The organism is Streptomyces sp. NPDC008139 (assembly GCF_042957025.1).
Lineage (GTDB): Bacteria > Actinomycetota > Actinomycetes > Streptomycetales > Streptomycetaceae > Actinacidiphila.
In genome coordinates this window covers 178,048-200,120 of record NZ_JBIBHM010000010.1, presented here as the reverse complement: position 1 = coordinate 200,120, position 22,073 = coordinate 178,048, and the positions used below count along the sequence as shown (strand labels likewise).

At 71.9% G+C, this 22,073-nt stretch carries 13 protein-coding genes and 1 pseudogene; 9 read left to right on the top strand and 5 right to left on the bottom strand.

Annotated elements, in window-relative coordinates:
• Positions 1-210: 210 nt before the first annotated feature.
• The gene (locus ACFZBB_RS22740) at positions 211-1,740 is read left to right on the top strand and encodes an SDR family NAD(P)-dependent oxidoreductase (protein WP_391125213.1); all 1,530 of its coding nucleotides are present in this window, start codon (positions 211-213) and stop codon (positions 1,738-1,740) included.
• 3 nt (positions 1,741-1,743) lie between these two features.
• Here the strand turns inward: ACFZBB_RS22740 and ACFZBB_RS22735 are convergent, their stop codons facing one another.
• Positions 1,744-3,129: a nucleotide disphospho-sugar-binding domain-containing protein gene (locus ACFZBB_RS22735; protein WP_391125210.1), complete on the bottom strand. Its 1,386-nt coding sequence runs from the start codon at positions 3,127-3,129 to the stop codon at positions 1,744-1,746.
• Between the two features lie 217 nt (positions 3,130-3,346).
• Between ACFZBB_RS22735 and ACFZBB_RS22730 the strand changes: the two genes are divergently transcribed.
• Positions 3,347-5,464 carry a glycosyltransferase gene (locus ACFZBB_RS22730; protein WP_391125207.1) on the top strand — a complete coding sequence of 706 codons (2,118 nt, stop codon included), beginning with the start codon at positions 3,347-3,349 and terminating at the stop codon, positions 5,462-5,464.
• A gap of 381 nt (positions 5,465-5,845) precedes the next feature.
• Here ACFZBB_RS22730 and ACFZBB_RS22725 read toward each other — a convergent pair whose 3' ends face one another.
• On the bottom strand, positions 5,846-6,871 hold the full coding sequence (locus ACFZBB_RS22725) for a MerR family transcriptional regulator (RefSeq protein WP_391125203.1): 1,026 nt from the start codon (positions 6,869-6,871) through the stop codon (positions 5,846-5,848).
• A 167-nt stretch (positions 6,872-7,038) separates the two neighbouring features.
• Here ACFZBB_RS22725 and ACFZBB_RS22720 point away from each other — a divergent pair, with 167 nt between their 5' ends.
• From ACFZBB_RS22720 to ACFZBB_RS22705, 4 genes are all read left to right on the top strand, one after another.
• On the top strand, positions 7,039-7,737 hold the full coding sequence (locus ACFZBB_RS22720; protein ID WP_391125200.1) for a sigma-70 family RNA polymerase sigma factor: 699 nt from the start codon (positions 7,039-7,041) through the stop codon (positions 7,735-7,737).
• Positions 7,738-7,885: 148 nt separating this feature from the next.
• Complete coding sequence (locus tag ACFZBB_RS22715) at positions 7,886-8,380, top strand: DUF4383 domain-containing protein (RefSeq protein WP_391125197.1); 495 nt, start codon at positions 7,886-7,888, stop codon at positions 8,378-8,380.
• Positions 8,381-8,500: 120 nt separating this feature from the next.
• Positions 8,501-9,859, top strand: a complete 1,359-nt coding sequence (locus ACFZBB_RS22710; RefSeq protein WP_391125194.1) for a sulfatase-like hydrolase/transferase — start codon at positions 8,501-8,503, stop codon at positions 9,857-9,859.
• 352 nt (positions 9,860-10,211) lie between these two features.
• Positions 10,212-15,932, top strand: coding sequence for a family 78 glycoside hydrolase catalytic domain (locus tag ACFZBB_RS22705; RefSeq protein WP_391125191.1), 5,721 nt, complete (start codon positions 10,212-10,214; stop codon positions 15,930-15,932).
• A 405-nt stretch (positions 15,933-16,337) separates the two neighbouring features.
• Here ACFZBB_RS22705 and htpX read toward each other — a convergent pair whose 3' ends face one another.
• Together htpX and ACFZBB_RS22695 are read right to left on the bottom strand one after the other, a co-directional pair.
• Complete coding sequence (gene htpX / locus ACFZBB_RS22700) at positions 16,338-17,240, bottom strand: zinc metalloprotease HtpX (protein ID WP_391125655.1); 903 nt, start codon at positions 17,238-17,240, stop codon at positions 16,338-16,340.
• A gap of 165 nt (positions 17,241-17,405) precedes the next feature.
• Entirely contained in the window at positions 17,406-17,744 is a 339-nt protein-coding gene (locus ACFZBB_RS22695; protein ID WP_391125188.1) for a MarR family transcriptional regulator, read from the bottom strand.
• A gap of 43 nt (positions 17,745-17,787) precedes the next feature.
• Here ACFZBB_RS22695 and ACFZBB_RS22690 point away from each other — a divergent pair, with 43 nt between their 5' ends.
• The 3 genes and pseudogenes from ACFZBB_RS22690 to ACFZBB_RS22680 all read left to right on the top strand — a co-directional run bounded on the left by ACFZBB_RS22690 (position 17,788) and on the right by ACFZBB_RS22680 (position 21,256).
• Complete coding sequence (locus ACFZBB_RS22690; RefSeq protein WP_391125185.1) at positions 17,788-18,543, top strand: anti-sigma factor antagonist; 756 nt, start codon at positions 17,788-17,790, stop codon at positions 18,541-18,543.
• Positions 18,443-19,586 (top strand): annotated as a pseudogene (locus ACFZBB_RS22685) (permease). The gene ACFZBB_RS22690 and the pseudogene ACFZBB_RS22685 overlap by 101 nt, the downstream one beginning before the upstream one ends.
• Positions 19,587-19,726: 140 nt before the next feature.
• Positions 19,727-21,256 carry a GDSL-type esterase/lipase family protein gene (locus tag ACFZBB_RS22680; RefSeq protein ID WP_391125182.1) on the top strand — a complete coding sequence of 510 codons (1,530 nt, stop codon included), beginning with the start codon at positions 19,727-19,729 and terminating at the stop codon, positions 21,254-21,256.
• Here the strand turns inward: ACFZBB_RS22680 and ACFZBB_RS22675 are convergent.
• The gene (locus tag ACFZBB_RS22675; RefSeq protein WP_391125179.1) at positions 21,233-22,033 is read right to left on the bottom strand and encodes a helix-turn-helix domain-containing protein; all 801 of its coding nucleotides are present in this window, start codon (positions 22,031-22,033) and stop codon (positions 21,233-21,235) included. The two genes, ACFZBB_RS22680 and ACFZBB_RS22675, sit on opposite strands and share 24 nt — an antisense overlap.
• Positions 22,034-22,073 lie beyond the last annotated feature (40 nt).

The following is a 22,073-nucleotide window of genomic DNA, read 5'->3' as shown; positions in this document are numbered from 1 at the left end:
CTCGCGGATGCAGCGGACGTCCACTGCTGCCGGAAGGGGCGAAAACACCTCACCACGAGTGACCCACCGCGATCACGCCGCCACATCGGGTCACTGTCGACGAATCTCCGCATGCGGGTGGTCCGGCCCGCATCCGGCCGACCGGGCCGAGCGGAAGAGACCGTGAAGGGGGACGGTGGGGGGAACACAACGCGCGGAACGGAGCTGCTCATGATCAGCGATGCCACCGAACCCGGGCCGCTGTGCCTGGTCACCGGGGCCTCGGGCTACATCGGCGGACGCCTGGTGCCCGAACTGCTGGCCGCCGGGTACCGGGTCCGGTGCCTGGCCCGCTCACCCGGAAAGCTCCGCGACCACCCCTGGGTGCACGACACCGAGGTGGTCCAGGGCGATGTCACCGATCCCGACTCGGTGGCGGCGGCGATGCGCGACGTGGACGTGGCGTACTACCTCGTGCACGCGCTGGGCACTGGCTCCGGCTTCGAGAAGACCGACCGGGAGGCGGCCCGGGTCTTCGGCGAGCAGGCCCGCGCCGCAGGGGTGGGACGCATCGTCTACCTCGGCGGCCTGACCCCCGGCGGAGTACCGGAGGCCGAACTCTCGCCGCACCTGCGCTCCCGTGCCGAGGTCGGCCGCATCCTGCTGGACTCGGGGGTGCCCACCACCGCGCTGCGCGCCGCGGTGATCATCGGATCGGGCTCCGCGTCGTTCGAGATGCTGCGCTACCTCACGGAACGGCTGCCGGTGATGGTCACACCGAGCTGGGTCCGTACCCGGATCCAGCCCATCGCCGTCCGCGACGTGCTCCGCTACCTCGTCGGGAGCGCCGCCATGCCGCCGGAGGTCAGCCGCCCCTTCGACATCGGCGGCCCGGACGTCGTCACCTACCGGGAGATGATGCAGGGCTACGCGGCGATCGCCGGTCTGCCCAAACGCCTGATCGTCCCGGTCCCCGTCCTCACCCCGCGGCTGTCCAGCCACTGGATCGGACTGGTCACCCCGGTGCCCCGGTCGATCGCCCGCCCGCTCGCGGAGTCCTTGCGGCACGAGGTGGTCTGCTCCGAGCACGACATCGCCCGCTACGTGCCGGACGGCGAGGGGCAGCCCTTCCCGCTGCGCCGCGCCCTGACCCTGGCCCTGCGGCGGGTCCAGGACGCCCAGGTCACCACCCGCTGGTCCTCCGCCTCGCTGCCCGGCGCGCCCAGCGACCCGCTGCCCACCGACCCCGACTGGTCCGGCGGCAGCCTCTACACCGACCGCCGCGAGCAGGTGGTCGACGCCTCACCCGAGGCCCTGTGGCGCGTGATCGAGGGCATCGGCGGCACGAACGGCTGGTACTCCTTCGGCCTGGCCTGGGCGGTGCGCGGCTGGCTCGACCGGCTGGCGGGCGGCGTCGGGCTGCGCCGCGGACGCCGTGACGCCGTTCACCTGCGGACCGGGGACTCCCTGGACTTCTGGCGGGTCGAGGAGATCGACCGCGGCAGGATGCTCCGGCTGCGCGCCGAGATGCGACTGCCGGGCCTGGCCTGGCTGGAGCTGCACGCCGACCGGGACGACCAGGGCCGCACCCTGTACTGGCAGCGGGCGCTGTTCCACCCGCGCGGGCTGCTCGGCCACGCGTACTGGTGGAGCATCTCGCCCTTCCACGGGTTCGTCTTCGGCGGGATGGCACACAACATCGCCAAGGCGGCGGAACAGGGCCGGTCCGCCCCGAGCCCGCGGCCGGTCGCCACCCACTGACCGCTACGGTGCGACCGGCCGCTCCTGGCAGGCGGTCATCACGGCCCGCAGCCGGACCGCCGCCCAGTCAGGACCCCGCTCGCGGACCCGGACGGACAACGGCCTGAGTCCGGGCGGCGGCGCGGTGAGCAGTGCGGCCACGGCGTCCCCGATCTCCCGCCCGGTCGCCGCAGCCGGATCCAGGACGACGGCCGCCCCGGCCCGCTCGGCGTCGTGGGCGACGGCGAACTGGTCGCTGGAGAACGGCAGGACGAGCGCCGGGACGCCCGCGGCGACGCACTCGGTGAAGGAGTTGTTGCCGCCGTGGTGCACCATCGCGTCCACCTCCGCCAGCAGCGCGCGCTGCGGCACGGAGGCCGCGACGCACACCCGCGGGCCCGCCAGATCCGCGAGCGCCGCCGTACGGTCCCCGGCCGCCAGGCCCGCGAGCGCCGCCGTACGGTCCCCGGCCGCCAGGACGACCGCCGCTTCCGGACAGCGCTCCAGCACGCCGCGCGCCACGGTCCGCAGCACGTCGTCCCTGGCCGACAGGAAGGTGCCGAAGGCGACCAGAACGACCTTCCCCGCCGTCGTCCGCAGCCGGTCGGCCTCAACGCGCCAGTACGGGTCCAGGACCGGCGCGTCCGGCGCGGTGCAGTGACCGGCGTAGAGGGCTTCCCGCCCCTCGGGCGGTACGGCCAGGCCGGGAAGCGGCGGGTAGCAGTAGACGACGGCGTGCGGTGAGGTCAGCGCGAACGCCCGGCCGGGCGGCGGCCGGTGCGGCGCGTGGAGTGCGGCGAAGTCCGCGAACAGCGACGTGAACGCCGCGTCGTTCGCCCGTACCGCGGTGCGCAGCGCCGCCCGCTCGGCGGGGCGCGGCCGGATCCCGGCGGGCCAGGCACAGGGTTCGCCGAAGAAGGCGTCGGGGCCCGCTGGCAGGTAGCCGGGATGTCCGGGACAGTAGGAGGCGTACGACAGCCCGAGGCAGTGCAGGGCGAGCGTCACCGGGTAATTGAGCTGGTCCACCAGGTACCAGTCCGGCCGCAGCCGGTCGTGCAGATTCCGCAGGTCCGCAAGGATCCGCTCCGGATCGGCGAGCATGTCGGCGCCTCGGTGCCGGGCCTGGGCGAGCAGCGCGGGCACCGCGCCCGCCCTGGTGGCGTCCAGGAATTCGGTGAGACGCGCCGCCTCCGCCGTGTCCTGTTCGGTCGTCTCCGCGATCCCCGTATTGGCGTTCCGCGTCACCGTGAGCGGCACGAAACCGATGTCCGCGTCCCGCGCCAGCTCCTCGAAGGCGGGCGCGCACGCGAAGTGCACCTCGTCGCCCGCCCGCCGCAGGGCTCCCGCCAGGACCGACAGCGGCCGGGCGTGCGACTGGAAGGGCGGGCTGACCACCACGATCCGGGCCACGGGACTCCTTCGGTCGAGCGGTGTCCGCGTACGGCGACGCGGCCCCCGCGGAACTCCACGACGGCGTGCGGCGCTGCTGCGACGGCAGATCCTGCCAGGTCAGGGGCGTGCGCGCTGTGAGGCAGAACCGGCGCCCGATGTGCATCCAATCCGCCCGGCCGTACGGAAGCGATGACTGTGCACGATCCGTAGCCCCATTCGCACGGGAGAGGCCGCCATGGAAGACATCGCACTGCCGACCGCCCCCGCGGCGGGCCCCGCCACGGGAGCGGTCGGCGACGGGACGGTCACCGGGGACGTCTTCGCCGGTCAGGGCGCTCGCACGGGGCCCGCGCCGGACGACGACGTCTTCGTCGACCTTCGTTCGACCTTCTGGACCGGGCGGATCCGGCCCGCCGCCGCGGGCGCGGGCGCCGGGGCGCTGCTGAACCTCACGCAGGCGGAGTACGGCTGGCCGTTCCCCGAGGGCATCGCCTGGGAGGCGGAGGACCTGTCGCTGGCGCGACTGCGCCGCGCCTGCCGGATGGGCCTGGCCCACAGCCCCGAGACGCTGACCGGCCACGCCGGTGGCTCGGACCGGCTGCGGGCCGCCGCGGCCGAGGCGTGGCCGGACGCGCTGCGGGTGCACGGCGCGGACAGCGCGCGCGACGCGCTGCGCGAGGCGCTGCGCCACCGCCCGGTCGGGCCCGCGACGGCGGCCCTGCTGGACGTCGCCACGGCCCAGGGCCTCCGGCCGCTGGAGCCGGAGGAGGCGGCCGAACTCGCGGCGGCCGGCGACCGCGCGACCCGCCACGCGGCCTGGCGCTACCTCGCCGGTGTGCCGGGCGGCGCGTCCTTGCTGCCGGTCTCCGCCGAGGCGGAAGACCCGTACGAGCGGCTGATGCTGCTCCCCGGCCAGGACCCGCTGCTGCCCGCGGCGGCGCGCAGGCCGGGTCTGCTCGTCGCCCAGCCGATGCTGCTCGGCGGCCTCGACACTCCGGGGGAGGGGCTGAGCGGCGGCCTGAGCGTGCTGCTCAGCGGCCTCGGGGACGCGCTGGCCGACACCGGCGCGGTCGCGGCCGTCGTGACGGTGGTCACCGCCTGCCGCAGCGAACTGGCGCGCGACGACAGCCTGTTGCACGCCCAGGGCCCCGGGCACTGGGTGCTGCGGCTCCCCGTGGACGCGGAACATCCCCTCGGTCAGGCCGAGATGGGCGTCCACCGCGAGGCGTTGGCCTGGTGGGCCCTACGGCTGCTCGGCGGCCTCGGCGCACGGCTGGACGTGCTGCACGCGCGGTACGCCGACGACGGCTCGCTCGCCATGGCCCAGGCCGCGCAACGCCTCGGAGCCCGGCTGGTGTTCACCGCGACGCCCGATCCGCACCGGCAGATGACCGTACGCCACGGCCGGGCCCCGGCCGCCTCCGGCGACCTGCGCGACGACCTGCACCGCGTGTTCGTCGCCGACCGGCTGGTCGAACGGGCCGCACGCGTGGTCGGCATACCCGGGCAGCAGGGCGACGCCTCCGAACTCGTCCGCCACTTCCCCCAACTGGCCGCCGCACGGGACGGCGCGGGCCCGGCCGCACCGCCGGAAGGCATCGAGCCGTACGTGCCGGCCGCGTCCGAGGCGTCCGACCGGGCGGATCTGCTGGGCATGGTCCTCGGCGGGGGCCGCCGCGGGGGCGGCGGTAGCGGCGGCGCGCGGCGGGCGCCGCTCGGCCCGGACGCCCTGCGGGAGCCGCTGCTGCTCTCCGTGGGACGGCTGCATCCCGTCAAGCAGCAGGACATGCTGGTACGGGCCTGGCTGGAGCGGGGCCTGTACCGGCGGTCCTCCCTCGTGCTGATCGGCGGCGCGTCCGCCCGCCCGTCGGCCGCCGAGACCGCGATGCGCGCCAGGATCGGCCGCCTGCTCGCCCGGCACCCCGGCGCGGCTCACCGGCTCGTCCTGCTCACGGCCCTGTCCAACACCCGCGTACGCCGCCTGGAGCGTGCGCTGGCCGACCCGGCGTCGGGGGCGCGGGCCTGGTACGTCTGCCCGAGCGCCAAGGAGGAGTTCGGGATCGCGGTGCTCGAAGCCATGGACGCGGGCCTGCCGACCGCCGCCCCCGAACGCGGGGGAGTACGCCACTATCTGCGCGACGGCGACAACGGCGTACTGCTGGACACCTCCTGCGCACCCGCCCTGGGCCTCGGCCTCGAACGGATGCTGGACATGCCGCCCTCCGCCACCCGCGCCCTCGCCGCGCGCGGCCGCGCCACGGTCACCACCGGCTACACCCTCACCTCCACGGCTGCCGCCTTGGTCAAGGAATACCTGGCCACCGCCCCGCCCGGAACCACCGGCTGCGCCTGAGCCGCGACCCGCGGCTGACGTCCGGCCGGGACGTTTCTCCCTCGGGCCGGCGGTGAGCGGCCCGTTGGCCTGCGGTGATGTTGGCTGAGGGCTGGCCGGGGCGGCGTCCCGGGGCTTCCGGTGAGTGCGCGTCGGCTTGCGGTGGTCCCGGCTGAAGACCGGCCGCGCCACCCCTGGGGCTGGCGGTGAGCGGCCCGTCGGCCTGCGGCGGTGTCGGCTGAGGGCTGATGCGGCGCGGGGCCGTACCGCCGGGCTGTCGGTGAGTGGCCCACCGGCCTTCGCGGGTCTCGGTTGAGGACTGGCCGGGCCGCCCCCGGGCTGCCGCTGAGCCTGCGTCGGCCTCGGCTGAGGACCGTTCCGGGCGTACCCCCCCGGAAGGGGTCAGGGCGCGGCGGTGGGTGGTGGGGTGGGGGAGCCGATGCGGCTCAGGGCGGACAGGGCGTCGCGCAGGCCCTGGGGTCTGAGCATGCCGGGCATCAGGGGTCCGGCCCAGCCGGGACCGGCGAGGAAGACCATCGGGTGGGTACGGGCGCCCTTGACGCCCCAGCTACTGGCCGCGACATGCCGGGCGAGCGGGCGGTCGGCGGTGGAGCGGGACTGGGACCACAGCACGACGGCCGCCGGCCCGATCCGGCGGACGGCCTCGTCCAGGGCGTCGACCGGCACCGCCCCGCCGAACATCCGGGTCGACAGGCCGAGCTCTCCGAGCCCCGCGGTGAGCGCCTCCAGCGGAAGCGTGTGGTGGTCGCCGGGCACGCACGCGAGCAGTACGGGCGCCGCCCCGGTGACGGTCGGCGCCGCGCGGACCCGGCGCAGCGCCGACGAGACGTGCCAGGACAGCAGGTGCTCGACCTCCACGTACCGTTCCCCGGAGGTCTGCCACTTGCGGCCGACGGCGCGCAGGGTCGGCGCCATCACCTCCTCCCAGGCGACGACCAGCCCGTGCCGCTCGACCAGGTCGGTCAGCAGGGCGTCCACCGCCGGGCCGTCCAGCCGCACCGCGGCCCGCGCGAGCCCGCGGCACTCCTTCCGGACATCCCCGAGCGGCAGGCCGCTCCCGGCGGCCGGTTGCCGGGTGGCGGGCCGGGGCGGCCGGGCCGACGCCGGGCTCGTGGGCGCGGGCGCGGTGCCGGTGGCGGCCTGAGCGGCGCGTGCCGCCTCCGCGGGCGGCACGCCCGAGGCGGTGAGCCGGCACATCTCCTCCAGAACGGCCACGTCCCGCGGGGCCCATCGCCGGTGCCGACCGTCCGAACGGACCGCCGGGCCGATCCCGTACCGCCGGTCCCACGACCGCACCGTCGTGGCGGACACCCCGAGCCGCCGCGCCAGCGCACCCGTGGCGATCCCGGCCTCGACAGGCTCACGCGGGCCCGACGCCCCCTGCGTTCCGCCTGTCTCCTCGCTCATCTCTTCAATATACGACGCAGAAACGGTGCGAGTTGCTCCACCTGGCCGGTGATTCGCACGCTAGGACGAGCCGAACCTGCCGCACCGGCGGCAAGCGCCCCCGCGCGCCGGGCTTCCCCGCGGCTCGCGGCCCGCCCGGCCGGAACCGACCGAAGAAAGGCAGCTCCATGACCGTACGCACCGTCGCGGAACCCGCGCACGAGCCCGCGTCCGCATCCGCTGCCGCCGCACCCGCTTCCCCCGCCGTACCGACGCCCGCCCGCTCCGCCGACGGCCGGGGCGGGTCCGACGCGCCGCTGTGGGAGCCGGCCGAGCTGGGCCTGGCCGACTCGGAGCTGGCGGCCGGTCTGGTGCGGGGCAACGAGGACTGCGTGGCCGCCGCCTACCACCGCTGGGGCGGGCTGATCCACGCGCTCGCCCGCCGGTCGCTCGGCGACGCACGCGAGGCCGAGGACGTCACCCAGCAGGTCTTCCTCGCCGCGTGGCGCGGCCGGCACGGCTACCGGCCGGACCGCGGGTCCCTGGCCGGATGGCTGATCGGCATCGCGCACCGGAAGATCGCCGACGCGCTCTCCGCCCGCACCCGCCGCTCCGTACTCGTGGCCAACGCCGGTTCCGCCCTGCCGCCCGAGCCGGACGCCGACGCTCAGCCCGACGCCGCCCTCCACCGGGTCTTCGTGACCCGTGAGCTGGCCAAGCTGCCCGCCGCCCAGAAGCAGGTGCTGTGCATGGCCTTCTACTGGGACCTGACCCACGCCGAGATCTCCGAGCGCACCGGTCTGCCGCTGGGCACGGTCAAGAGCCACTCGCGCCGCGGGCTGCGCAGACTGCGGGCGCTCCTCCAGGCGGACGCCGCGCTCGGCTGATTCGGGCCGGCCCCGGAGGCCGTAGCGCCCATACGCGACACGCTGCAAAAACGCTGCGAGATGAGAGATCCGGACAAAAGGGCCACTCTGGATAGTGCGAAAGCAGTACATCCGCGACATGCGGCCCCGCCCCACAGAGGAGACGGCGATGAAGCTGCAGGACGAACTCCCGCGCGATCACCACCTGGCCACCGTCTACCGCTTCGGCGCCGCCTTCTGCGGCCTTGTGCTGATCGTCTTCGGAGCACTCGGGTTCGCTGACGCGCTGGGCTTCTTCGACACCCACGGGTCCAAAGTCGCCGGTCTGAGCACCAACGGCGCGCTGAGCGTGATCTCCCTGGTGGTGGGCGCCGCCCTGATCCTCGGCGGCATTGTCGGCGGTAACTTCGCCTCCACCTTGAACATGACCGTCGGTGCCCTGTTCCTCCTGAGCGGCTTCGTCAATCTCGCCGTCCTGGACCGGTCGGCGAACGTGCTGAACTTCCGGATGCCCAATGTCATCTTCAGCTTCGTGATGGGCCTGCTCATCATCACGTTCGGGATGTACGGCCGCGTCAGCAGCCGCCTCCCGCACGACAACCCGTACTGGCGCAGCCGTCACCCCGAACAGGCCGACCGAGAGGCCGCCGCCGCTGCCCGGTGAAGGGCAGGCGCCCCGCCCCGCCCCCGCGCGCCTGCCCTTCACCGTCGTCCTGCCCATGCTGGTCGTCTACATCTGGCTGGGACGGTGGCTCACCGAAGGTCTCACCCTGGGGATGGGCAAATGACGCCGGGGGAGGACGGCTCCGTACGGCGCCCCAATCTCGTCCTGGTGATCGCCGATCAGTGGCGGGCCGGCTGCCTCGGCTTCCTGGGCGAGGACCCGGTCCGCCCCCCGGCCCTCGACGAACTGGCCGAAAGGCCCAGAGTGCTGACGCGGGCGGTGAGCAACTACCCGGTGTGCAGCCCCTGTCGGGCGATGCTGATGACCGGACGCTACCCGTACGGCAACGGCGTCCACCTCAACGTCAACTCCGCGACCGCCGAACCCGGCGTGGGGATGCGGCCGGAAACACGGTGCTGGTCGGACGTCCTCGCCGACGAGGGGTACGCACTCGGCTACATCGGCAAGTGGCATCTGGAGGCCCCGGTTCCGGCGGACGCGGCAGCCGGGGAAGGCGTCCGCGAGGACGGCCGGGTCTGGGACGCGTACACCGCGCCCGACCGCAGGCACGGCTTCGGCTTCTGGTACTCCCACGACCGCCGCGACGACCACGCCCGGCCCCATTACTGGACCGGCGACACGCCTCGCGAGGCTCCGGCCGGGGTCGACCTGTGGTCGGCCGAGCACGGGACCGATGTCGCCCTGTCCTTCCTCGACGGCGCGGCACGCGACTACCACCGCGGCGGCACGCCGATCGCCCTCGTACTGTCCTACAACCCGCCGCGCCAGCCCTTCGACCAGGTGCCGCAGCGGTACCTGGACGGCTACTCGACACGGTCGGCGCGGGAACTGCTGACCCGGCCGAACGTCGACTGGGACCGGCCGGAGGCCGCCGAGGCCGCACGCGCCGCGCCCTCCTATTACGCCGCGATCACCGGCGTGGACCACCGGATCGGCCGGGTGCTCGCCGCCCTGGACGAGCACCCGCTGACCGGCGACACATTCGTGGTGTTCACCTCGGACCACGGCATGCAGTTGGGCAGCCACGGTCTGATGTACAAGAACGTGCCCTACGAGGAGTCGACGCGCGACCACGGCGACGGCGACGCGGCCCACGCGTGGAACCAGAAGACCGTCCTTCGAAGTACCCTCGGGCCACGACCACATCGTGGTCGAGACCCTCTTCGAACGTCCGGACCCGCCCTTGACGCGCGGGCGCTCACTGGTCACCGCACGTCACAAATACACGGTCTACAGCTGGGGCCGCTGGCGCGAACAACTCCACGATCTGCGCGCCGATCCGGGCGAGACCCGGAACCTGGCAGTGGAGGAGAGCCACGACGCCCTCCGCGAACGGCTGCGCGCGACGCTGCTCCAATGGCGCCTGGACACCGGGGACACGGACTTCCTCAAACGCCTCTCCTCCCCGACGGCGTCGCGAGCCAGACCCGCGACCGCGTCTTCGCGATTCCTTACTGAGACCTCGCGCCCCGATCCGTCGCCCGGCCCTCTGAGAAACGCTTCGCGCCGCTGGTCCAGCTCAATTGTGTGTCGTTTCAATTGGCGATGAGCGTGAGTCAGGTGGTGCAGTCTCGCACCTTGGCACGGTCAAGCGCGTGCTGATCTTGTCCAAACTCTTGACATGAGACGGCCGTCACATCATTTTTGGAACGTTTCACCTCGCAGTGAGAGCCGCGAGGGCTTTCTCTTGCCACGAACTTGCCACGAAAGGCCCGTCGACATGACGCCTGCCAGACCAGTTGCCGGACTTCCCGCTCCACCCGCCGCATCCGGAGGGCGACGCCTGATCGCTCTGCTCGCAGCGCTCGTCATGCTGGCCGTCGCCTTCCTGGCCGCCGACCCGGCGGCCGCCGCGGCGCAGGGGAACGGCCTCACGGTCGGCGCTCTCCAGACGAACGCCCGGACCAACCCGCTCGGCATCGCGGGCGACGCCCCGACGTTCAGTTGGAAGTCGACGTCGAGCGCCCGTGGCGTGGTGCAGACGGCGTACGAGGTCCGGGTCGGCACCAGCGCGAACGCCGACGATGTGTGGTCCTCGGGGAAGGTCGCGTCGAGCGACCAGCTCGATGTGCGGTACGGCGGACCGAAGTTGACCTCGCAGACCCGCTACTACTGGCAGGCCAGAGTCTGGGACGGGGACGGCCGGGCCAGCGACTGGAGCGCTCCCGGCTGGTTCGAGACCGGCATCCTCGACGCGGCCGAGTGGACCGGGGACTGGATCGGCAAGTCCGCCGGCGGTGAGATCGACAAGTGGAACGACTACACCACGGACATCGACTTCACCCTCGACAACCTGGCGCTGGGCGTTTACCTGCGCGCGTCGGACACCGGCAACGCGTACATGTGGCAGATCAGCACCGCGGACGGGACCGGAGTCCCGAAGTTCCGGCCGCACAAGAAGGTCAACGGCGGCTTCTCCCTGCTCGGGAACATCCCGATCACGACGCTGACGTCCGCCCAACTGCTCACCGGTACGCACCGCCTGTCGCTCACCGTGGACGGCCCGACGATCACCACGAAGCTCGACGGCGCCCAGATCGACAGCCGGACCGACACCACCTTCGCCAAGGGCTTCATCGGTTTCCGCCAGGACCTCGCCAACGAGGGGCCGGAGGCGGCGCACATCCATGCCGTCAAGGTCACCTCGAAGGCCGGTGACGTACTGTTCCGGACCGACTTCTCCGGGACCGAGAACCCGTTCACCGGCGGCGCCCTGACGCCGGACGGGCTGCTCGTGGAGAAGAAGCTCGACGTGATCCTGCGGACCAGCGACAGCAATCTGCCGCTGCTGCGCAAGGAGTTCACCACCGAACCCGGCAAGACGGTCGCGCGGGCCCGGGTGTACGCCTCGGCGCACGGCACCTACGAGCTGGAGCTCAACGGCAAGAAGGTCGGCGACCAGTTCCTGGCCCCCGGCGACACCGACTACCGCAAGCGCGTCCAGTACCAGACCTATGACATCACCGACCAGGTCGGCAACGGCCGGAACGCGATCGGCGCGGAGCTCGGTGACGGCTGGTGGGCCGGCAAGGTCGGTATGTGGGGCCCCGGCATGTTCGGCAACTCCGTCGGCCTGATCGCGCAGGTGCGCATCGACTACACCGACGGAACGCACCAGATCGTCAAGACCGACAACACGTGGAAGAGCCACTCGGGTCCCTACGCGGCCGCCGACAACATCGACGGCGAGACGTACGACGCGCGGGCCGAACAGCCCGGCTGGGACCGCCCCGACTACGACGACGCGGCGTGGAACCCCGTCACGATCGGCGCCTCCGACACCGCCAAGCTCGTGGCGCAGCCCGATGAGCCCGTGCGCGTGACCGGCGAGCTTCCGGCGCTGACGCGGACCAGTCCCGCAGCCGACACGTACATCTACGACCTCGGCCAGAACATGGTCGGCGTCGCCCGGATGCGCCTGCAGGGCGTCGCGGGACAGACCCTCAAGATCCGCTACGGCGAGGTCCTGAACAAGGACGGGAGCCTCTACACCGCCAATCTCCGCGCGGCGAAGGTCACCGACTACTACACGTTCAGCGCGACCGGCACGGTCGTCTACGAACCGAAGTTCACCCAGCACGGCTACCGCTACCTCGAGATCTCCAACATCAAGAGCGCACCCGCGCTCGGCGACGTCACCGGCGTCGTCTGGGGTTCCGACCTCAAGGCGACCGGAACGCTGACGACCTCCAACGCGATGCTCAACCAGCTCCAGAGCAACATCTCGTGGGGACAGCGCGGCAACTTCCTGTCGATCCCGACCGACACCCCGGCCCGTGACGAGCGCCTCGGCTGGACCGGAGACATCAACGTCTTCTCGCCGACCGCGAGTTATCTGCGCGACACCCGCGCCTTCCTCAACAAGTGGACGACCGACCTGCGGGACTCCGCCTACAGCGACGGCAACTACCCGGGCATCGCGCCGTCGGTGCCGACGATCGACATCGGCAGCGGCCTCGGCTGGTCCGACTCGGCCGTCACGGTGCCGTACGCGGTGTGGCACGCGCAGGGCGACAACGCCATCGTGCGGGCCAACTACGCGTCGATGACGAAGTTCCTGGGCTTTGTGAAGAAGGGCGCGGGCGACGACCTCATCGACTCGGCGCGCGGCAACTGGAACGACTGGCTCAACCTCGACGACAACACCGGCACGGACGTCCTCGGCACCGCGTACTACGCCGAAGACGCGCGCATGCTCTCGGAGATGGCGAAGGCGATCGGTGAGGACGCCGACGCGGCGACCTACGCCAAGCTGTCCGCCGATGTGCGCGCCGCGTTCACCGCGAAGCTCGTGGCGGCCGACGGCACCGTCCAGGGCGGCAGCCAGACGGCGTACGCCATGGCGCTCGGCATGAACCTCGTGACCGATCCCGCGCTGCGCGCGAAGGTCGCCGAGAAGTTCGTCGCCAAGCTCAGGACCACCGACTACCACCTCACGACCGGCTTCCTCGGAACGCCGTGGCTGCTCCCCGCGCTCAGCAGCATCGGGCGCTCCGACCTGGCCTACACGATGATCCTGAAGAAGGACTACCCGTCGTGGGGCTACGAGATCGAGCACGGCGCCACCACGATGTGGGAGCGCTGGAACTCCATCAACCCCGACGGCAGCTTCGGCGATGTCAGCATGAACTCCTTCAACCACTACGCCTACGGCGCGGTCGGTGACTGGATGTACCAGAACATCGGCGGCATCTCGGCGCTCAAGGCCGGTTACAAGGAGTCGAAGATCGCCCCGGCCGTGGGCGGCGACCTGACCAGCGGTCAGGGAACCTACGAGTCCGTGTACGGCACGATCGGTTCGAACTGGAAGAAGACCGACCAGGGAATGTCCCTGGACATCACGGTCCCGGTCAACACGACCTCGCGCGTCAGCGTCCCGGCCCGCAACATCGAGGCCGTGACCGAGGGCGGCACGCCGATCACGAAGGCCGAGGGCGTCAGCGACGTCTCGGTGGCCGACGGCGTCGTGACGTTCACCGTCGGCTCGGGTACGTACGCGATCCACTCCGACGCCAAGCGCGCCCTGTTCGGCGACATCGTCACCGAGATCCACAAGACCGACGTGCACGCCGGTGACCTGGCGGCGGCGGGCGACCTGGGCGCGGACGACCGCGCCCGTGTCGGCGCCGCGCTCGACACCGCGAGCGGCAAGGTCGAGGACGCCGTCGCGGCGGACGTCGCGGGCAACTCCGGTCAGGCGTCGCAGCGTCTGAGCGAGGGCGTCGCGCCGATCCGTACCCTCAGGACCTGGCTGGCCGGCTCGTCGGTCGACGGACCGGTCAAGAACGACCTGACGGCGCGCCTGGACGCGATCGAGGCGCTGTTCGGCAAGGCGGTCGCCGCGAATCTCGGAATCTCGGTGGTCGTCCCGCCCGTCGCCGAGCCCGGCGGCCCCGGGGCGAACATCCCCGGAACGGTCGAGATCGCGAACGCCGGTACGGCCGCGATCCGCGACCTGAAGGCCGTCGTGACGGTCGACGACTGGAATGTCGACCCGACCGCTTCGGCCAAGGACACGCTGGGAGCGGGCGACCGCGTCCAACTGCCGTTCACGGTCCGCGTGCCGAAGCACCAGAAGCCCGGCACGTACAACGCGTCGGTCAAGCTGACCTTCACCGGCCAGTACGGGACGTTCACCCTGAACGACTCGACGCCGTGGGTCTCGGTGACGTCGGGCGTCGAGATCACCACCGTGACGTCGGCCGGTCCGGTCGACGGCTCGGACGAGAAGGCGACCCTGACCGCGACGGTCAGGAACAACGGCGGCTCGGCGGTGTCGGGTCAGCTCACGGCGGCCGTGCCGGACGGGTGGAAGACCCCGCCCGCCTCCGACCGGGTCACGATCGAGCCCGGGGCGACCAAGACCGTCGTCCTGCCGCTGTTCCCCGGACTGGAGACCGTCGCGGGTGACCAGGACGCCGAGGTCGCCTTCGTCGACCAGGGTGTGACGCTCGCCGACAAGGCCGCGAAGATCACGGTCACCCTCCCGGCGCCGCCCACCCAGGAAGTCCTCGACTACATCGACTTCGGCAACGCGGCCTCGGAGAAGGCCCACGCGATCATGGCCGCACCGGCCAGCGGGACGAACACCGAAGCCGGTTTCGACCGACGCTACGCGAACTCGGCCAACCCGGGCTCGTGGTACTCGGCCGTGGCGCACGTGACGCCGGGCAAGCCGTTCATGCTCCGCAACCGGGAGACGTTCGACGGCGCCAGGACGAAGAAGTACAACATCTACGTCAACGACACCCTGGTGAAGACGTACACGCTCAAGCGCACCGAGACTGGTATGGGCACGAAGACCTACCAGACGGTCATCGACACCCCCGCCGCGCTCGCCAACGACGGCACCGTACGCATCAAGTACGAGTTCCCGCTCGACGCCTCGGGCTACTTCGACCCGTCGATCGCCGACAGTTGGGTGCTGCCGGTGCCCGCCGACAGCCTGGCTCCGCTGGCCTCCGCGACGGTGACCAGTGCCGCCGCGCCCGGCGACAACGGCTGGTACCGGGGCGACGCCTCGGTGGCCGTCACCGCCGTCGACAACCGGGACACCGCTCCCACGGTCGAGGTCGGCGGGTCCGCCGGCTGGCAGGCGTACGTCGCTCCCGTCCTGGTCAGCGGGGACGGCAAGCACGCGGTCTCCTACCGGGCGAAGGACGCGGCCGGTAACTCCACCGGTCAGCGGACGGCGTCGGTGTGGATCGACGGGACCGCTCCCGTCACCAAGGTCGCGGTGACCCGCAAGTCCGGGACGGCGGAGGCGGACCGGGCCACGGTCGGCCTCACCGCCCAGGACGCGCTCAGCGGTGTCGCGTCGACGACCTACCGGATCGACGGGAGCGCCTGGAAGGTGCTGGCCGGGGAGACCCCCTCGGTCAAGGGATTCGGCCGGCACACGGTCGACTTCTTCTCCACCGATGTGGCCGGCAACCCTGAGCCGGTGCACTCGGTGGTGGTCGACCTGGCGGACGTGGACACCATCAAGGCCCTGGTCGCTCCCCAGATCGGCGGGACACCGAAGTACGGTTCGGCGCTGACCGCGACCACCGGTTCGTGGAACACCACGGGCCTGTCGTTCCGCTACCAGTGGCGGCGCGACGGCCGCCTGATCGGCGGCGCGACCGCGTCGGCCTACCGGCCGGTCAAGGCCGACATCGGGCACCGGCTGTCGGTGACGGTGACCGCATCCAAGTCGGGCAAGGCCTCCGCGTCGTCGACCTCGCCGCAGACCGCCAAGGTCACCGCGGCGAAGTCGCGGGTCGCCGTCGGGCTCTCCGCGACATCGCTGAAGAAGAACCAGTCGATGACGCTCAAGGTCACGGTCTCGTCCACGGCGGGCACACCCGGCGGGAACGTACTGGTCTACGAGAACGGGCGCCGGGTCAAGACCCTCAAACTCACGGCCCGAGGCACCGCCTCGGCTTCGCTGAAGATGAGCACCCGGGGCCTGCGCACCCTGAAGGTGGTCTACGTCGGCAACTCGTCGATCGAGGGCTCCTCCACCCAGACGCACGTCCGCGTGCGCTGACCCGCCGTCGGCCACCGGCTGACCAACCCCCATGAAGACCGCCCCGCGCCCACGGCCCGCCACCTCAGCTCTGGCACCGGCCGTCGGCGCGGGGCACTCTTCTGTGCCGGTCCGACCCCAGGTCAGGCGTCCGGGCGCCGGCTCATCCCCACGACCTCGACGGGCGGCGCCGACAGTCGCTCGGGCAGGGCGAACCATCGCGCCGCCTCGGCGGCGTCGCCGCGCGCCCTCGTGGTACGTGACGAGCTTGCGGGCCTCGCGCGCATCGCCGAACTCCCGCGCCGCCCGCCGGAACCACCCCGCAAGGACGAACCCGGCGCTCCGGCGGTTCCGCACGGCCGCTCCGTACGCCATCGCGGCCTGCGGGGGACCCGCTTCCCGCGCGGACGGCTCGGGACCGACCGCTCAGGCGTGCAGGCCCATCTCGGTGGAGAGTTTCGCCAGGGCGTCCAGGCGGCGTTCCAGGCTGGGGTGGGTGGAGAAGACCGAGGCGAGGGCCGAGCCCTCCTTCAGGGCCGGGGTGAAGAAGAAGGCGTTGAAGGCCCGGACGGTGCGCAGGTCCTCGGTGGGGATACGGGCGATGGTGCCGCTCACCTTGACCAGCGCGGACGCCAGTTCGGAGGGGCGTCCGGTCAGTTCGGCCGCGCTGCGGTCGGCCGCCAGCTCGCGGTACCGGGACAGCGCCCGGATCAGCAGGAAACTCAACCCGTACACGACCACGGACACCGTCATGATCATCGCGAGCAGCGCCGCGGTGTTCTGGTCGCGGCGGCCCCCGCCGAACAGTTCCGAGTAGAAAGCGAAGCGCACCAGCAGCCCCGCGAGCACGCCCATGAAGGAGGCGATGGTGATCACCGCGACGTCCCGGTGGGCGACGTGGGACAGCTCGTGGGCGAGCACGCCGTCCAGCTCGCCCGGTTCCAGGCGCCGCAGCAGGCCGGTCGTCACGCAGATCACGGCGTGGTCGGCGTTGCGGCCGGTGGCGAACGCGTTCGGCAGGTCCATCTCGGAGACGGCCACCAGCGGCTTCGGCATGTCGGCGAGGGCGCACAGCCGGTCGACCGCGCCGTGCAGTTCGGGCTGCTCCTGCGGGGTGACCTCATGGGCACGCATCGCGAACAGCGCGATCCGGTCGGAGAACCAGTACTGCGCCGCCAGCACGCCGGCCGCGATGACCACCACGACCACCACGGACTTCAGCAGCGCGACCAGCACGGCGATGAAGGCCACGAACACCAGGCCCAGCAGGAACATCACCGTCACCATACGGACCGTGAGCCGCCAGTCGGGCGCGAACCGAGAGCGCACCACCGCTCACCACCTCATCTCAAGCGAGCCGGACCCGTCCCGCCCGCCCGCCGTGTGCGGCGGTCGGCCGCCGTGGTCCACTACCTCCCAGTATGCTCCGCGAGGTCGCCCGCGAGACGGTGCCGAGCAGCCGGGCCCGGCTCGGGCGGTGCCTGTCGGTGCAGGTCAGCCCGCTCCGGACCCGGACCCGGGCTCTGAGGTGTTCCGGTGGACGGTGAGGATCGCCAGCAGGTCGGCGACGGTGGGGCCCACGTCGGCGGGGTGGCGCAGTGCGGTGCCGGCCGGGATCTCGTAGAGGTTGGAGCGGCCGACCCGGGTGTGCGTGAGGTACCCCTCGCTCTCCAGGTCGGCGATGATCTTCTGGACGGCGCGCTCGGTGAGCAGACAGCGCGCGGCTATGTCCCGCACCCGACTCCCGGGGTCGCGGGCGATGGCGGCCAGGACACGTGCGTGATTGGTCAGGAACGTCCATCCGGTGGCGGTGCGTGGCTCAGAATCGTCCATCGCCCTATCGTAGGATCTCTGATTCACGATCTGCAAAGCCTGAATGCAGATTCACGTTTTGCTTGACGTCTCTGCTGCCCGCGCACAAACTTGGGGTGGCCACCGGATCGGGAAGGCGAGGGCCCTCGACATGTCCGAATTGGATCGCGGACTCTCCGCACACGACGACGTCGGCGCGGCGGTGTACACCCCCCGGGTGATCACCGATCCGGCCGACGCCCTGGCCGTACGGGTGGGCCAGCGCGCCGGCCACACGGTCATCACGGTCAGCGGCGAGATCGACTTCACCGGCGCGGACACCCTCGCACGCGTCCTCATCGACCATCTGCTGTGCGAGACCGACAGCCTGAGCCTGGAGCTGAGCGGCGTCGCCTTCTTCGACTGCGGCGGGCTCAACGCGCTGCTCCGGGCCCGGCGCGTGGCCGAGCGCACCGGAGCGGCACTCCGGCTGACCGCCGTCAGCCCGGCCGTCCGGCGGGTGCTGGGCCTGACCGGGACCGACCGGCTCTTCGACTACGCCGAGAACGACGGGCCGCCGCCCCCGGATCTGGACCGCCCGCCGGAAGCGATCCGTTCCGCCCGCGAAAAGCCGCTTCCCGTGACGCGGGCGGAAACGTCATTGCCCGAATGGCACGCCCCCACCCACGAGGATGGGGGCCATGCACGCACTCCTGCACGGGTTGTCCATCACCGGGTCGATGACGTGGGAGATCACGTGGGCGCTGATCCTGGGATTCGCGTTGTCCGCGGTGGCCCAGGCAGTCGTGCGCGAGTCCACGGTCGTACGACTGCTCGGTGACGACCGGTCGCGTACGCTCCTGCGGGCCTCGGCGCTCGGGGCGGCGTCCTCGTCGTGTTCGTACGCGGCCGTCGCGCCGGCACGCTCGCTCTTCCGCAAGGGCGCGGACGTCACCGCGGCCATGGCCTTCGAGATCGCCTCCACGAATCTGGTGGTCGAGCTCGGCGTGATCCTCGCCCTCTTGACGGGCTGGCAGTTCACCGCCGCCGAATTCACCGGCGGCCCGGTCATGATCCTGGTACTCGCGGTCGTCTTCCGGCTCACCCGCGCGAGCGGCTGGTGCGGCAGGCCCGTGAACAGGCCGGGCGCGGGCTGGCGGGTTCGATGGCGGGTCACGCGGCGATGGACATGTCCGTGCGGCGGCAGGGCTCCTTCGCCCGGCGGCTGATGTCCGGCGAGGCCCTCACCTCCGTGGCGCACGTCTTCGTCATGGAATGGGCGGCGATCGCGCGCGACCTGGCGATCGGTCTGTTCGTCGCGGGGGCCGCCGCGGCCTGGGTACCCGACGCCGTCTGGGGCGCGTTCTTCTTCGAGGCCACCCGCTGGCGTCCAAGCTGTGGGCCCGCTGATCGGTCCCGTGGTGGCGGTGCTGTCCTTCGTCTGCTCGATCGGGAACGTGCCGCTGGCGGTGGTGCTGTGGAAGGGCGGCAACAGCTTCGGCGGGGTCGTGGCCTTCCTCTTCGCCGACCTGCTGATCCTGCCCGTCCTGAACATCCACACGACAGGCCCCAGCCGCCCGCATGACGCTGTACCTGCTCGGCGCCTTCTACGCGGCCATGGTCGTCGCCGGGTACGCCGCCGAGTTCGTCTTCCGCGGGCTCGGCCTGGTTCCCGATCAGGCCGACGCGAGGATTCCCACCGCCGGGATCTCCTGGGACTGCACGACCTGGCTCAACATCGTCTTCCTCCTGGTCGGCGCCGCACTGGTGATCCGCTTCTGGCGGACCGGCGGGATCCCCATGCTCCGCATGATGGGAGGGGCGCCCGAGGCCCCGGACCGTCAGGGCGGCGTCCGGGGGCACGACGGCGGATCGGCCCGCTGACGCCGAATCGGCCCGCTGACGGCGGAACGGATCACCCCCTGCGGGCCCCGCCGACGCGACATCCCGGGCGGTGGACGTCGTATCGTCCATATAACGGATGATGTGCGATCAGTGGCCGGCGCCGCCGGAGAGCGAGGGACATGCCGAAAGCAGAACTGCCGATCCTCCAAGAACGCCGGGACGACGAGGCGGTGGCCCGCCCCCGGCGCGGCAGCGCGAAAGGCCGATGGATCCGGCGCGGCCGGAACAGCCTCCTGGCCGTCGTCGCGCTGCTCGCGGTCTGCGTCGCGTCCATCTGGCTGGCGGTACGTCTCACCCCGATGCAGTCCGTCACCGCGGCGGGCCAGACCGTCGAAGTGGGCGCCGTCGCGCCCGACCTCAGCCTGTCAGGACCCGGCGAACTCGACCTGTTCGGAGAAGCGCTGGCGACCGAGCCGCACTTCCAGGGACCGATCCGGCCGCGCCTGAAGCTCGCGGACATCAGCATCAACTCGCAGGTCAACCAGATCGTCCGGTCCGACGACCACGACACACTCCAGCTGACCCTCAGCCGGCAGCTGGCCGCCGGGTGGATCCGCTACTGCGTCTGGGAGCTCCTCATCGCGGCCGGCTGCGCGGCCGTCGTCGCGGTGGCTGTGGCCGGAATCCGGCGCGCCCCGCGCCGTACCACGCTGATGATGGTCGGCGTGTGCGTCCTGACCGTGAGCGCCGTCAACGCGCTCGGCGTGTACCTCATGGCCTCCGGCACTCCTCAGGCGCTCCGGCAGGTGCGTACGCTCGACGACCTGGTGGGGCGCGCGCCGACGGAGCCGGTCGCCCCGGCCAAGGGACCGAAGCTGACCGGCGTGCACGCCGTGGTGCTGGGCGACTCCACCGCCGCCGGAATCGGCAACCAGCCGGTCAAGGACCCCAGCGCGCTGGACAAGACCTGCGGGCGCAGTTCCGACGCGTTCGCCGCCGTTCTCGGCCGGGTCAACGACTGGAACGTGCTGAACCTCGCCTGCCAGGGCGCGACCGTGACCGACGGCCTCCTCGGCGTACAGCTCCGCGGCGACCAGGCCGTACCGCCGCAGCTCGCGGTGGCGCAGCGCGCGTCGAGCGCGTCGGTGATCATCGTCAGCGTCGGGGCCAATGACATGAACTGGGCCGTGCTGACGGGCCTGTGCGCCAAGGCGCCCGTCTGCGACGACAAGGCGTCCACGGCGTACTTCAAGGAGCAGCTCTCGACATTCTCGCAGAACTACCTCGATCTGCTCCAGCAGCTCTCCGACCTCCCTCACCAACCCGACGTGCTCATCAACCAGTACTACGAGCCCTTCGGCGCCGACATCAGGTGCCTCGAAAAGGACGGCCTCACCGAGGCGAAGGTGAAGGTCCTCAAATCCCGTTTGGCCAACCTCAACGCCGTGCTCCAGCAGGGCGCGGACGCCTTCCACTTCGCCACCGCCCAGCCGGACTTCGAAGGCCACCGGCTGTGCAGCAAGCAGCCCTTCGTCCAGAACGCCGCCGACCAGGCCCCGCTGCACCCCACAGCCGCCGGTGAACTGGCCATTGCCCTCGCCGACCAGCAGGCCCTCGCCGAGCTCCGCAACACACCGGGCGACGCACCCACGGATGGCACGTCACCCGGTACTACGGACAGTTCCTCACCCTCGACTCCGGTGCGGTGAGGCGATCGGCCGCCGGGCGTCGGGATCGTGGCGGTAGCGGGCGGGGGTCGCTCCGAGGGCGGCGGTGAAGGCCTCGATGAAGCTGGTCGGGTTGGCCCATCCGCAGGCCGCCGCGGTGTGGGTGACCGTGTGTCCGGCGGCGAGGAGGGTGAGGGCGTGGTGGAGGCGCAGTTGGGTACGCCACTGCCGGAAGCTCATGCCGAGCTCGTCGTGGAAGAGCCGGGTCAGGGTCCGTTGGCCGGCGCCGACCCGCGTGCCGAGTTCGGTCAAGGTGGCGTTGTCGGCGGGATCGTCGTGCAGCAGGCGGCTCAGCGCGCGGAGCCGGTCGTCGCGTGGCTCGGGCAGGTGCAACGGTTCCTCGGAGGCGGGCACGAGTTCGTCGATGACGACGGCTCGCAACCGGTCGCGAGCCGTCGGTGACCGGGGCGTGTCGGTGTCGTCGGTCAGGGCGAGCAGGACCTCGCGGACCAAGGCAGAGACGGCGAACACCGCGGGGCGGTCGGGGAGGCGGGCGGCGAGGGCGGCCGGGAGGAAGATGACGCGCATGTCGGTGAACCCGTAGGCCCGGTGATGGTGCTCGAAGCCGCCGGGCGTCCAGGCCAGCCGGGTCGCGGGAGCGATCCAGGTGCCTTCCCTGGTCGTGACCGACAGCACACCGGTGGCGGGGTACACGAGATGGCCCTGCCCGTGGCGGTGCGACGGGACATGGTCGCCGTGCAGGAGCGGCAGGCTGCCCATCTCCAGCGCGTTGTCGACGATGTGGCTACTTTCCGGCATCGCATGGCACTATACCGGTGGTAGGTCGAGCCAGGAATGA

What these genes read in the sequence shown, in the direction of transcription:
- ACFZBB_RS22720 (WP_391125200.1), top strand. Translation starts at nt 7,039, where the DNA reads ATGACCGTACGCACCGTCGCGGAACCCGCGCACGAGCCCGCGTCCGCA.
- ACFZBB_RS22730 (WP_391125207.1), top strand. Translation starts at nt 3,347, where the DNA reads ATGGAAGACATCGCACTGCCGACCGCCCCCGCGGCGGGCCCCGCCACG.
- ACFZBB_RS22695 (WP_391125188.1), bottom strand. Translation starts at nt 17,744, where the DNA reads ATGGACGATTCTGAGCCACGCACCGCCACCGGATGGACGTTCCTGACC.
- ACFZBB_RS22740 (WP_391125213.1), top strand. Translation starts at nt 211, where the DNA reads ATGATCAGCGATGCCACCGAACCCGGGCCGCTGTGCCTGGTCACCGGG.
- ACFZBB_RS22725 (WP_391125203.1), bottom strand. Translation starts at nt 6,871, where the DNA reads ATGAGCGAGGAGACAGGCGGAACGCAGGGGGCGTCGGGCCCGCGTGAG.
- ACFZBB_RS22705 (WP_391125191.1), top strand. Translation starts at nt 10,212, where the DNA reads ATGCTGGCCGTCGCCTTCCTGGCCGCCGACCCGGCGGCCGCCGCGGCG.
- ACFZBB_RS22680 (WP_391125182.1), top strand. Translation starts at nt 19,727, where the DNA reads ATGCCGAAAGCAGAACTGCCGATCCTCCAAGAACGCCGGGACGACGAG.
- ACFZBB_RS22675 (WP_391125179.1), bottom strand. Translation starts at nt 22,033, where the DNA reads ATGCCGGAAAGTAGCCACATCGTCGACAACGCGCTGGAGATGGGCAGC.
- ACFZBB_RS22690 (WP_391125185.1), top strand. Translation starts at nt 17,788, where the DNA reads ATGCAGATTCACGTTTTGCTTGACGTCTCTGCTGCCCGCGCACAAACT.
- ACFZBB_RS22710 (WP_391125194.1), top strand. Translation starts at nt 8,501, where the DNA reads ATGACGCCGGGGGAGGACGGCTCCGTACGGCGCCCCAATCTCGTCCTG.
- ACFZBB_RS22715 (WP_391125197.1), top strand. Translation starts at nt 7,886, where the DNA reads ATGAAGCTGCAGGACGAACTCCCGCGCGATCACCACCTGGCCACCGTC.